Source organism: Thermus sp. (genome assembly GCF_037444525.1).
In the GTDB taxonomy this organism is placed as follows: Bacteria; Deinococcota; Deinococci; order Deinococcales; family Thermaceae; genus Thermus.
In genome coordinates, this window is sequence record NZ_JBBIMD010000069.1 from 1 (window position 1) to 11,414 (window position 11,414).

General features: G+C 67.6%; 12 protein-coding genes and 1 pseudogene. 11 read left to right on the plus strand and 2 right to left on the minus strand.

Annotation, left to right across the window (positions count from 1 at the left end; all coding sequences use genetic code 11):
* The 8 genes and pseudogenes from WKI94_RS10265 to WKI94_RS10300 form a co-directional block, all read left to right on the plus strand.
* Nucleotides 1-183: pseudogene (locus WKI94_RS10265) on the plus strand (transposase); the annotation flags it as partial.
* A gap of 3 nt (nt 184-186) precedes the next feature.
* Entirely contained in the window at nt 187-762 is a 576-nt protein-coding gene (locus WKI94_RS10270) for a TetR/AcrR family transcriptional regulator (protein WP_337845642.1), read from the plus strand.
* Nucleotides 746-1,885 (plus strand): acyl-CoA dehydrogenase family protein, encoded by a 1,140-nt coding sequence (locus WKI94_RS10275; RefSeq protein WP_337845643.1) that lies wholly within the window; start codon nt 746-748, stop codon nt 1,883-1,885. The genes WKI94_RS10270 and WKI94_RS10275 overlap by 17 nt, the downstream gene beginning before the upstream one ends.
* Before the next feature lie 12 nt (nt 1,886-1,897).
* The gene (locus WKI94_RS10280) at nt 1,898-2,344 is read left to right on the plus strand and encodes a MaoC/PaaZ C-terminal domain-containing protein (protein ID WP_337845644.1); all 447 of its coding nucleotides are present in this window, start codon (nt 1,898-1,900) and stop codon (nt 2,342-2,344) included.
* The gene (locus WKI94_RS10285) at nt 2,341-2,694 is read left to right on the plus strand and encodes a PaaI family thioesterase (RefSeq protein WP_337845645.1); all 354 of its coding nucleotides are present in this window, start codon (nt 2,341-2,343) and stop codon (nt 2,692-2,694) included. The genes WKI94_RS10280 and WKI94_RS10285 overlap by 4 nt, the downstream gene beginning before the upstream one ends.
* A gap of 46 nt (nt 2,695-2,740) precedes the next feature.
* Complete coding sequence (locus WKI94_RS10290) at nt 2,741-4,345, plus strand: long-chain fatty acid--CoA ligase (RefSeq protein ID WP_337845646.1); 1,605 nt, start codon at nt 2,741-2,743, stop codon at nt 4,343-4,345.
* Between the two features lie 3 nt (nt 4,346-4,348).
* A complete protein-coding gene (locus WKI94_RS10295; RefSeq protein ID WP_337845647.1) occupies nt 4,349-5,107 on the plus strand; it encodes an SDR family oxidoreductase in 759 nt (252 codons plus the stop codon).
* 53 nt (nt 5,108-5,160) lie between these two features.
* The gene (locus WKI94_RS10300; RefSeq protein WP_337845648.1) at nt 5,161-6,024 is read left to right on the plus strand and encodes a nitrilase-related carbon-nitrogen hydrolase; all 864 of its coding nucleotides are present in this window, start codon (nt 5,161-5,163) and stop codon (nt 6,022-6,024) included.
* Here the strand turns inward: WKI94_RS10300 and WKI94_RS10305 are convergent.
* Nucleotides 5,996-6,901, minus strand: a complete 906-nt coding sequence (locus WKI94_RS10305; protein ID WP_337845649.1) for a peptidylprolyl isomerase — start codon at nt 6,899-6,901, stop codon at nt 5,996-5,998. The genes WKI94_RS10300 and WKI94_RS10305 overlap by 29 nt on opposite strands.
* A 34-nt stretch (nt 6,902-6,935) precedes the next feature.
* On the opposite strand from WKI94_RS10305, the gene hemE reads away from it, so the two are divergent.
* Genes hemE through hemG form a run of 3 tightly spaced genes read left to right on the plus strand, consistent with a single transcriptional unit; the run spans nt 6,936 to nt 10,242 of the window.
* Nucleotides 6,936-7,946: a uroporphyrinogen decarboxylase gene (gene hemE / locus WKI94_RS10310; protein ID WP_337845650.1), complete on the plus strand. Its 1,011-nt coding sequence runs from the start codon at nt 6,936-6,938 to the stop codon at nt 7,944-7,946.
* Complete coding sequence (gene hemH / locus WKI94_RS10315; RefSeq protein WP_337845651.1) at nt 7,943-8,899, plus strand: ferrochelatase; 957 nt, start codon at nt 7,943-7,945, stop codon at nt 8,897-8,899. The genes hemE and hemH overlap by 4 nt, the downstream gene beginning before the upstream one ends.
* On the plus strand, nt 8,884-10,242 hold the full coding sequence (gene hemG / locus WKI94_RS10320) for a protoporphyrinogen oxidase (RefSeq protein ID WP_337845652.1): 1,359 nt from the start codon (nt 8,884-8,886) through the stop codon (nt 10,240-10,242). The genes hemH and hemG overlap by 16 nt, the downstream gene beginning before the upstream one ends.
* A gap of 85 nt (nt 10,243-10,327) precedes the next feature.
* Here the strand turns inward: hemG and WKI94_RS10325 are convergent, their stop codons facing one another.
* The gene (locus WKI94_RS10325; RefSeq protein ID WP_337845653.1) at nt 10,328-11,239 is read right to left on the minus strand and encodes an AAA domain-containing protein; all 912 of its coding nucleotides are present in this window, start codon (nt 11,237-11,239) and stop codon (nt 10,328-10,330) included.
* Between the last annotated feature and the right edge of the window lie 175 nt (nt 11,240-11,414).

Sequence of the window (11,414 nt, forward strand, 5' to 3'; positions counted from 1 at the left end):
GTATTTGGACTACTACAACGGGCGGAGGCTGCACCGGGCTTTGGGGGGTCTTGCGCCCTTGGAGTTCCTGGCTAAGCTCAAGGAGGAGGGGGTCCCCACAGAGTCTCAAATGTGCTGGCCAACTACAGGGCCTTGACAGGTGGCGGCGCTGAGGCTAGGCTGTCCTTACCGACCGGTCGGTGAGGCATGGTGACGGATACCCGCACGCGCATCCTAGAGGAGGCCGCCCGGCTCTTCACGGAGGGGGGCTACGAGGCGACGAGCGTCCAGGACATCGCCGAAGCCCTAGGGCTTTCCAAGGCCGCGCTTTACCACCACTTCCGGAGCAAGGAGGAGATCCTCCTGGAGATCAGCCTCATCGCCCTGGAGGGCCTGGTCCAGGCGGGGGAGAAAGCCCTGGGGGTAGAAGACCCCGAGGAGGCCCTCCTCGCCTTCATGACCGCCCACGCCCGCTACTTTGAGGAGAACCGCCCCTTCTTCGTGGCCATGCTCCAGGGGATCCAAAGCCTCTCCCCCGAGGGCCGGGCCAAGACCGTGGCCCTCAGGGACCGGCACGAGGAAAACCTCAGGGCCATCCTGCGCCGGGGCGTAGAGAGGGGGGTCTTCCGCCCGGTGGACGTGGCCCTGGCGGGGCGGGCTGCGCTCTCCCTCCTCAACTGGATGATCCGCTGGTTCAAGCCCGGAGGCCCCATGCGGGCGGAGGAGGTGGCGCGGGCCTACTTTGACCTCATCCATAGGGGGCTCCATGTGGAAGGAAGCTGAAGGGAAGGAGATCCGGGCCCTGGCCCGGAGGTTTTTGGAGGAGGCCAAGGGGGTCCTCCCCGAGTACGAGGCCAAGGAGGCCTTCCCCTGGCCCCTGGTACGGCGGATGGCGGAGCTTGGCTTCTTCGGGGTCTTCGTTCCCGAGGGGCTTGGGGGGGCAGGGCTGGACTTTTGGGCTTACCTGGCCCTTTTGGAGGAGATGGGGGGGTACGGCTCCTTGCGCTCCATCCTCTCCGTGCAGCAGAGCCTGGTCCTCACCCCCCTCCTCACCTACGGCACCGAGGCACAGAAGGCCCGGTACGTCCCTCCCCTGGCTCGGGGGGAGGTCTTGGGGGCGTTTTGCCTCACGGAGCCCGAGGCGGGCTCGGACGCGGCAAGCCTCCGGACGCGGGCCCACTGGGACGGGGAGGGCTATGTCCTCGAGGGCCAGAAGACCTTCATCTCCCACGGCAACGTGGCCGAGGTCTTCCTCGTCTTCGCCAAGACCGACCCCGAGAAGGGGGCCAAGGGGATCACCGCCTTCCTGGTGGAGCGGAAGGACGGGGTGAAGAGCACGCCCCTCAAGGGGAAGCTGGGCCTCAGGGCCGCGGACACGGGGATGGTCTTCCTGGACAGGGTTTGGGTGCCCAAGGACCGCGTCTTGGGGGAGGAGGGGATGGGCTTTAGAATCGCCCTTTCCACCCTGGACACGGGCCGCATCTCCCTGGCCGCGGGCTCGGTGGGGATCAGCCAAAAGGCCCTGGAGATCGCCCTAGCCCACGTGGAGGAGAGGAAGCAGTTCGGGAAGCCCCTTGCCGGCTTCCAGCTGGTCCAGGCCACCTTGGCGGAGATGAAGGCAGACCTGGAGGCCTCGAGGCTCCTCACCTACCAGGCCGCGGCCAAGAAGCTTTCGGGAAGACGGTACACCCTGGAGGCCAGCCTGGCCAAGCTCTTCGCCAGCGAGGCTGCGAACCGCAACGCCTATCGGGCCATCCAGCTCCTTGGGGGGTACGGCTTCTTTGAGGAGTACGAAGCGGCTAGGCTTTACCGGGATGCCCGGGTGGCCACCCTCTACGAGGGGACCAACGAGATCCAAAAGCTCATCATCGGCGCGGAACTCACCGGCCTCCGCGCCTTCAGCTAGGAGGTGAGGGCCATGCCCATGTACTTTGAGGACTTCCAGGTGGGCCAGACCTTCAAGACCCCAGCCCGCACGGTCACGGAGGCGGACGTGGTGAACTTCGCCGGGGTCTCCGGGGACTACAACCCCATCCACACCGACGCGGTGTTCGTCAAGGAAACCCCCTTCGGCCAGCGCATCGCCCATGGGCTTTTGGTGCTCTCCATGCTCACCGGCCTAAGGCAGCGCTCCGGCCACTTTGAGGGCACGGTCATCGCCTGGATGGAGATCCGGAACTACCGCTTCCTAAAGCCGGTTTTCATCGGGGATACGGTCCATGGGGAAAGCGAGATCCTGGAGAAGCGGGAAACCTCCAAGGCCGACCGGGGCATCCTGGTGCAGCGGGTCCGGGTCTTCAACCAGCGGGGGGAGGTGGTCCAGGAGGGGGAGTTCGTGACCATGGTCCGGCGGAGGCCCGCTTGAGCCCCTTTGCCCACTGGTTTGGAGCCCAGGTTCTGAAGAAGGAGGGGGGCGAGGCGGAGTTTACCCTAGCGGTGCAGGAGGAGTTCCTCCAGGGGCAGGGCCTGGTCCACGGGGGCATCCTGGCCACCCTCCTGGACAGCGCCTTAGGCCAGGCGGTGGAAAGCCTAGGGGTGCGGGTGGTCACCGCGGAGCTGTCCGTGAGCTACCTCAGGCCGGTCCGGAAAGGGGTCCTCCTGGCCCGGGGATGGGTGGTCCACCCGGGGAAGCGCCTCCTCCACGCCGCGGGGGAGGCCCTCCTGGAGGGGGAGCGGGTGGCCTTTGCCAAGGGGGTCTTCTACCGGGTGGAATAGGGACAAGCAGGGCGGTATACTGGGTCCAAAGCGTAAGGAGGTGGGCATGTTCCCCAGCACCATGATGGAAGAGGAGCTCAACCTTTGGGACTTCCTGGAGCGGGCGGCGGAGCTTTTCGGGCGGAAGGAGGTGGTCTCCCGCCTCCACACCGGGGAGGTCCACCGCACCACCTACGTCGAGGTCCACCGGCGGGCCAAGAGGCTCATGGGGGGCCTAAGGGCCCTCGGGGCGGGGGTGGGGGACCGGGTGGCCACCTTGGGCTTCAACCACTTCCGCCACCTCGAGGCCTACTTCGCCGTGCCCGGCATGGGGGCGGTGCTCCACACCGCAAACCCTCGCCTCTCACCCAAGGAGATCGCCTACATCCTGAACCACGCGGAGGACAAGGTCCTCCTCTTTGACCCGGGCCTCCTCCCCCTGGTGGAGGCCCTCCGCCCCGAGCTCAAGACCGTGGCCCACTTCGTGGTCATGGACGAGAAGGCCCCCGAGGGCTACCTGAGCTACGAGGAGATCCTTGGGGAGGAGGCCGAACCCGTGCGGGTCCCCGAGCGGGCGGCCTGCGGCATGGCCTACACCACGGGGACCACGGGCCTGCCCAAGGGGGTGGTCTACAGCCACCGAGCCCTGGTCCTCCACAGCCTGGCGGCAAGCCTCACAGACGGCACCGCTCTTTCGGAAGGGGACGCGGTCCTTCCGGTGGTCCCCATGTTCCACGTGAACGCCTGGTGCCTCCCCTACGCCGCCACCATGGTGGGGGCCAAGCAGGTCCTGCCCGGGCCCAGGCTGGACCCCGCCTCCCTGGTGGAGCTCATGGATGGGGAGGGGGTTACCTTCACCGCGGGGGTGCCCACGGTGTGGCTGGCCCTGGCGGACCACCTGGAGGCCACGGGCCACCGCCTGAAGACCCTGAAGCGCCTGGTGGTGGGGGGAAGCGCCGCCCCCAAGAGCCTCATCGGGCGCTTTGAGCGCATGGGGATAGAGGTGCGCCAGGGCTATGGTCTTACGGAGACCTCCCCCGTGGTGGTGCAGAACTTCACCAAAAGCCACCTGGGAAACCTTCCTCCGGAAGAAGCGCTCGCCCTCAAGGCCAAAACCGGCCTCCCCATCCCCCTGGTGCGCCTCAGGGTGGCGGACGAGGAGGGCCGGCCCGTGCCCAAGGACGGGCGGACCATGGGGGAGATCCAGCTTAGGGGCCCGTGGATCACCGGGGGCTACTACCGGAATGAGGAGGCAAGCCGGATGGGCCTCACAAAGGACGGCTGGTTCCGCACCGGGGACATGGCTGTGTGGGACGAGGAGGGCTACGTGGAGATCAAGGACCGGCTGAAAGACCTCATCAAGTCCGGTGGAGAGTGGATCTCCAGCGTGGACCTGGAAAACGCCCTCATGGGCCACCCCAAGGTGAAGGAAGCCGCGGTGGTGGCCATCCCCCACCCCAAGTGGCAGGAAAGGCCCTTGGCCGTGGTGGTGCCCCGGGAGGAGAGGCCCACCCTCGAGGAGCTGAACGAGCACCTCCTCCAGGCGGGCTTCGCCAAGTGGCAGCTCCCCGACGCCTACGTCTTCGTGGAGGAGATCCCGAGGACCAGCGCGGGCAAGTTCTTGAAGCGGGCCCTTCGGGAGCAATACAAGGATTTGTTCCAAGGAGAGTAGCCGATGTTTCTGGAAAAGTTCCGCTTGGATGGGAAGGTGGCCCTGGTCACCGGGGGCTCCAGGGGGCTTGGCCTCGAGGCCGCCTTGGCCCTAAGGGAGGCGGGGGCCCAGGTGGCGGTCATGGCCCGGCGGGCGAGCTTCTTTGAGGAAGCGAAAAAGCACCTCCCGGACGCCCTTTACCTGGAGGGGGACGTGCGGGACGAGGCCCAGGTGGAAAGGGCGGTGGAGGAGGTGGAACGAACCCTGGGCCCCCTCACCGTCCTGGTGAACGCGGCCGGCATCAGCTGGGGCGCCCCCTCCCTGGAGATGCCCGCGGAAAAGGTGCGGGAGGTCCTGGAGGTGAACCTTTTGGGGGCCTTCCTGGCAAGCCGGGCTGCGGCCAGGAGGATGAAGGAGCGGGGCTACGGCAAGATCGTCCACATCGCCTCCGTGGCCGGGCTTAAGGGGGAGTTCCCCGAGGTCCTGGACGCGGTGGGCTACTCCGCCTCCAAGGGGGGGCTCATCGCCCTTACCCGGGACACCGCGGCCAAGTGGGGCCGGTGGGGCATCCGGGTGAACGCCCTGGCTCCCGGTTTCTTCCCCACCCGCATGACGGAGAGGGTCCTGCCCAAGGCGGAAGCCTTCCTCAGGGCCTTCACCCCCCTAGGCCGGGCGGGACAGCCCGGGGAGCTTGGGGGGGCGGTGCTCTTTTTGGCAAGCCCCGCCTCGGACTACGTCACGGGGGCCGTCCTCACGGTGGACGGTGGGGCCAGCGTGGTTTAAGCACCCCGCCGAAGCAAAGGCTTCGGCAGGGGCCCTGAAGAAAGGCCACCCAGATGGGCTTCCGCACCCTGCTCGCCCTCCAGACCGAGGTCCGCCCCCAAGACTACCGGGCGGAGGAGGCCTTCCGGGAAAGGGTCTTCACCCTCCTAAGGCCCCTGGAGGGCACCCCTCCTCCCCGCCTCGCCGCCTTTCCCGAGCTCTTCGGCCTGCCCCTCCTCCTCCACCTCGAGGGGGACTTCCACCCCAAAGCGCTCCTAAAGGACCCTCTAAGCCCCTGGCGGCGGGCCCGGCGGGCCTATAGGGTCTTCCGGGACACCATGGCCGAGGCCGCCCGACGCTTCTCCACCTATCTCCTCGCGGGAAGCCTCCTCTCCCCCCCCTACGAGGAGGAGCTTGCCCGGGGCCTTTTCCCCCGCACCCCCCTTTTCCAGAACCTGGCCCTCTTCTTTAACCCTGAAGGCCGCCTCCTGGCCCAGGTGCCCAAGATGGAGCTCACCCCCCCCGAGCGCTGGCTGAAGCGGGGCGCCTTCGGCCCCCACCTCTTGGCCACCCGGGCCGGGCGGGTGGGGGTCCTCATCTGCCTGGACGGCTTCTTTGAGGCCCACCTGGCCCGGCTGGATGCCCTGGGAGCGGAAATCCTCCTCCAGCCCTCGGCCAACCCCGCCCTCTGGGACCGGCCCTGGCCCAAAGACCCTAGCCGGAAGGAGGGGGAAGTGTGGCTCGCCTCCGCCAAGGAGCGCCTCCTTGGGCGGGAAAACCTGAGGCTCCTCCTGAACCCCATGCTGAACGGGCGGATCCTGGGCCTCACCTTTGAGGGGCAAAGCGGGATCTACGCCCCCGGGGAAGCCTTAAGGCTAGCCCAGGGGCCCACGGGGGACGAGCCCCTCCTTATAACCTTTCCGGAAAGATCCGGATAGGGTACGGGCGGATGAGGGCCCGGCTGAGCTTCTCCCAGACCAGGTCCAGGATGGGGGCCTTTAGCTCCTCCGCCACCTCCTCCAGGGGGACGCGCCCGGCGGGAAGGAGCTTCTCCAGAAGGATGAGGTGGAAACCGAACTCCGTGCGCACCGGCGGAGAAACCTCCCCCGGCCTCAGGGCCCAGAGGGCCTGGTCAAAGGCGGGCACATAGGCCCCCCTGGCCTCGCACCCCAAGGCCCCCCCTTGGAGGGCGGAGCCGGGGTCTTGGGAGTGGGCCTGGGCCAAGTCGGCGAAGGCGGCTCCTCCTGCAAGCTGGCCCAAGAGGTCCTTGGCCTCCTCCAGGGTGGGCACCAGGATGTGCCGGGCGCAGGCCAGGGCGGGCCTCCTCGGGGGGGCCAGGTGATAGAGGAAACGGAGGGCGGCAGGGGAAACCCGAAGCCGGGCCCGGTAGCGGGCCTCTAAGGCCTCCAGGGCCAGGGCCTCCCGCAAGAGGATGCGGTAGGTGGGGAGGTCGGGTAGGCCCGCCCCCTTCAAGGCCTCCAGGAAGGCCTCCTCGCTGGGGAAGGCCCCCCTAAGCTCCTGGACGCGGGCCTCCACGGCCTCTTCCTTAGGGAAAAGCCCTTCCGCCTTGGCCCTCAAGAGGAGGGCTCGCTCCTGGGCTAGGGCCTCGAGGTAGGGGGCGCGGTACTGGGCGAGGAGGGCGCGGGTCTCCTCGGTGTCGGGCAGGCCCAGCTGGGTCAGGGCGCTCTTGAGGAATAGGCCGTAGCGGAGTTCAAAGGCCTCCTTGGTGATGGCCTCGGGGCCCACCTGGGCCACCACGTCCTCTTGGGCGAAGGCCAAGCCCAAGGCGAGGAAAAGGGCTAGAAAAAGGCGCATGACCCATGCTACCACCCTCGGGTAGGATGGGGGCGTGAACGACCTGATCCTCAAGGCCGCCCGGGGGGAGCCCACCCCCCGCCCCCCGGTCTGGTTCATGCGCCAGGCGGGGCGCTACCAGGCCTCCTACCGCCGTATCCGGGAGCGCTACAGCCTGGTGGAGATCGTACGGGAGCCGGAGCTTTGCGTGGAGGTCACCCTCCTGCCCGTGCGGGAGCTTGGGGTGGACGCGGCCATCCTCTTCGCGGACATCACCACCCCCCTTTACGGCATGGGGGTGGAGCTGAGCCTGGTGGAGGGGAAGGGACCCGTGATCCACCGCCCCATCCGGAGCGCGGCGGATGTGGAAGCCCTAAGGCCCCTGGAACCGGAGGAGGCGGTGCCTTTCGTCCTGGAAAGCATAAGGCGCCTCAAGGAAGTGCTCACGGTGCCCCTCATCGGCTTCGCCGGGGCCCCCTTTACCCTGGCGAGCTACCTGGTGGAGGGGGGGCCAAGCCGGCACTTCCTGGAGGTGAAGGCCCTCATGTACCGGGAGGAGGCCCTTTGGCACCGCCTAATGGAGCGGCTCACCGAGGCCATGGCCCGCTACCTCCTGGCCCAGAAGAAGGCGGGGGCCGACCTCCTCCAGGTCTTTGATTCCTGGGTGGGGGCCCTCTCCCCAACGGACTACCGCCGCTACGTGAAGCCCCACATGGCAAGGCTTTTCCAGCTTCTAAAGGGCGTGGGGCCGGTCATCCACTTCGGGGTGGGCACCATGGGCCTTCTTAAGGACATGCAGGAGGCGGGGGGGGAGGTCATAGGCCTGGACCCCCACACCCCCCTCCCCTGGGCCCGGGAGCTCCTGGGGGCCACCCCCGTGCAGGGCAACCTGGACCCCGCCCTCCTCTTCGCCCCCAAGGAGGTCCTGAGGCGGGAGGTGGGGCGGATCCTAAAGGAAAACGCAGGCCGCCCCGGGCATATCTTCAACCTGGGGCATGGGATTCTGCCCAAGACCCCAGAGGAAAGCGTGCGCTACGTGGTAGAACTCCTAAAGGAGGGAAGATGAACGTCCTTCTGATGGCGTACGGCACCCCTTACGGCCCCGAGGACCTGGAGCCCTACTACACGGACATCCGCCGGGGCAAAAAGCCCCCAGAGGAGCTCCTGAAGGAGCTACAGGACCGGTACGAGGCCATCGGCAAAAGCCCCCTGAACGAGATCACCCTGGTCCAGGCCATCCGCCTCCAGGCCCTCCTGAACCTCGAGGCCCCCCCCTACCCCCGCCGCCTCCAGGGGCCCTTCCCCCCCCGCGCGCCCCAGGGGCCGGCCCGGGTCTACGTGGGCACCAAGCACTGGCTCCCCTCCATCGGGGAGGCGGTGGCGGCCATGCATGAGGACGGGGTGCGGCGGGCGGTGGCCATCGTGGCCGCCCCCCACTACTCCCTAAGGAGCGTGGCCGAATACAAGGAGAAGGTGGAGCAGGCTCTAAAGGGCCTCCCCGACCCCATAGAGATGATCTGGGTGGAAAGCTACGAGGACCACCCCGGGCTCATCGCCTGCTACGCGAGGAGGATGGAGGAGGCCATCTGGAGGCTGAGGGAGCCGAGGAAGGCGGCCTTCGTCTTTACCGCCCACTCCATCCCCGTGGCCGCGGTGGAGCGGGGAGACCCCTACCCGAGGCAGGTGGAAAGGACGGCGGAGCTCATCGCCAAGCGCCTGGGCCTTCCCCGCTACAGCGTGGCCTACCAGTCCGCAGGGCGCACCCCAGAGCCTTGGCTTGGCCCCGACATCAACGAGCACCTGAGGGCCCTTAAGGAAGAGGGCTACGAGGAGGTGGTGGTGACCGCGGTGGGCTTCCCCGCGGACCACCTGGAGGTCTTCTACGACCTGGACCTCGAGGCCCAAACCACGGCCAAGGAGGTGGGCCTAAGGCTCCTCCGCACCCGGAGCCTTAACGCGGATTTGGACTACATCCAGGTCCTCAAGGACCTGGTGGAGGCGGCGTGGCTCAGGTCGTAGTGGTGGGGGGAGGCTGGGCGGGGCTCTCCGCCGCCCTGGCCCTGAAGGAGGCCGGAGCCGAGGTCCTCCTCCTGGAAGGGGCCTTGCGGCTTGGGGGCAAGGTGCGCACCCACCGCCAGGAGGGCTTTCTCCTGGAGGGGGGCCCGGACGCCAGCGTGCGCTACAAGAGGGAGGTCCTGGAGCTTGCAGCGCGGTTTGGCCTGGAGCCCATGGTTACCCTCCCCGCCAAGCCCTCGGCCTACATCCTGCGGAAGGGCAAGGCCCACCCCCTGCCCGAAGGCCTTCTCCAGGTGGTGCCCGGGGACCTCAAGGCCCTGGCCAAAACCCCCCTCCTCTCTTTTTCGGGGAAGCTAAGGGCCCTTTGGGACCTCTTCCTCCCCCGGGGTAGCGCCCCAGACGAGGGCCTTAGGGCCTTCGTGGAAAGGCGCCTTGGCCCGGAGGTCTACCAGGCCCTGGTGGCCCCCTTGAGCGGGGGGATCTACGGGGGGGAGCCCGACGAGCTCTCCATGCGGGCGGCCTTCCCCCAGCTTTTAGAGCTGGAGAGGAGGCACCGGAGCCTCATCCTGGGGGCCATGCGGGCCCGGAAGGCCAGGGGGAGCCGGGAGGGGGGAAGCCTCTTCTTCTCCTTCCAAGGGGGGCTTTCCGCCCTTACGGGGAGGATGGCTGAGGCCCTTGCAGAAAGGGTCCTCCTCGGCACCCCGGCCCTGGGCCTCGAGGCCCTGGGAAGCCGCTACCGGGTCCACACCCCAAGGGGCTTCCTGGAGGCGGAGGCGGTGGTCCTGGCCACCCCGGCCCCCCAGGCGGCCATCCTCCTCAGGCCCTTCCTCCCCGAGGCCACCGCCCTCCTCAAGGGCATCCCCCACGTCCCCGCGGCCACGGTGAGCCTGGCCTTCCAGGAGGAGCTTCCCCTTTCCGGCCACGGCCTCCTCATGGCCAAGGGGGAGGGGTATAGGGTCCGGGGCTTCACCTGGGTCCACCGGAAGTGGCCGGGAAGGGCCCCGGAGGGCTACAGCCTGGTCAGGGCCTACCTCTCCGGAGAGGAGGCCCGCTTGGGGGAGGCCGACCTCATCCGCATGGCCCTGGAGGACCTGGCCCGCTTCCTGGGCCTTAGGCCCAAGGTCCACCGGGCCTGGGCCTTCCGCTTCCCCGAGGGGATGCCCGCCTACCGGGTGGGGCACCTGGAGCGGCTTGAACGGCTCGGGATGGCCCTCCTTAAGGCCCCCGGGGTGTTCCTAGCGGGGAACTACCTAGAGGGGGTGGGCCTCCCCGAGGTGGTGCGCTCGGGGAAGAAGGCGGCGGAGCGGGCCCTGGCCTACCTGGCCCTGGAAAAGGCCCCAGGCTAAGTACCCCGCCGAAGCTTTCGCCTCAGCGGAGGCCCCAGAAAAGGGTTTTCTCAACGCCAGGAAGCTTGGATCCAATCTGGGACGGTCAGGCCCAAACGCCCCGGCGATCCTGGAGGATCTCTTGGGCCATGCGGATGACCTCTTCCGCCAAAGGTGCACTCGGCTGCGGCGGATCTCCTGGTCCATGGGGAGCAGAACCGGGGGCGATGCCCATGCGCTCCAGGTTGGCAAACACGCGGCGCATGGTGGCTTCCGGATCCCGGAAGAACTCCGAACCCCGGATCCGGATGAACCGCCAACCCATCCGCTCCAGGATGGCCTGACGTTCCAGATCCTCTTCTATACGCTCTATGGGATGCCAACGCTCCCCATCGCACTCAATGGCCACCCTTTGTCCATTCCCCTCCACCACCAGGTCTATCCGGTAACGCCCTGCAGGTACCTGCGCGCGCACGCGGTACCCGGCCTGGGCCAGGTACAGGAACACCTCCCGCTCAAAGGGGGACTCCGTTTTCCCCATCTCGCCCAGCGCCTGGGCCAAGATCTCTTCATGGTGAAGCGCATACTCAATAAGGCGCCTACGCAAATCCCCCTCCTGCAAGTCCAAGGAAGGGTCAAGGGAGTACACCACCCAAAGCTGGTCCCGGGCCCGGCTGGCGGCCACGTTAAACCGTTGCTTAAACCGGTCGTCCTGCCGCATGGGCAACGGGCGGCCATCGGGATTAGGGCTATCCACCAAGGATAGGAGCACCACATCCCGCTCATCGCCCTGGAACTGGGCTGGGGTACCACAAAGAAGGCGTCGCTGCAAAAGCTCCTGGGCGCTCATCCGCTCGCGAAGAAGCCGATCGATCCAAAGGGCCTGCTCCTCCCCCACCATGGAGATGACCCCGATGGTCTTTCCGTCGTAAAGGGGGTGCCGGGTCATGGCCTGGATCAGGGCGACGATGGTTTCCGCCTCCTCCTCGTTGCGCTTGCCCCAGGCAATCCCCCTCACCCGATAAGGAACCACGTGGGGCTTAAGGGGCACCTGCGTTGAGTCACGCAAAGGAAGGATCGGTCGTGTCAAGATTTATGTGTAAGCGTCTGTGTACGGGGGGCATACCTTTCCCGAAGCATCCCTTCCAACACCTCCTGCACCTCGGCAAAACCCTTCAACCTCCGCTCCGCCC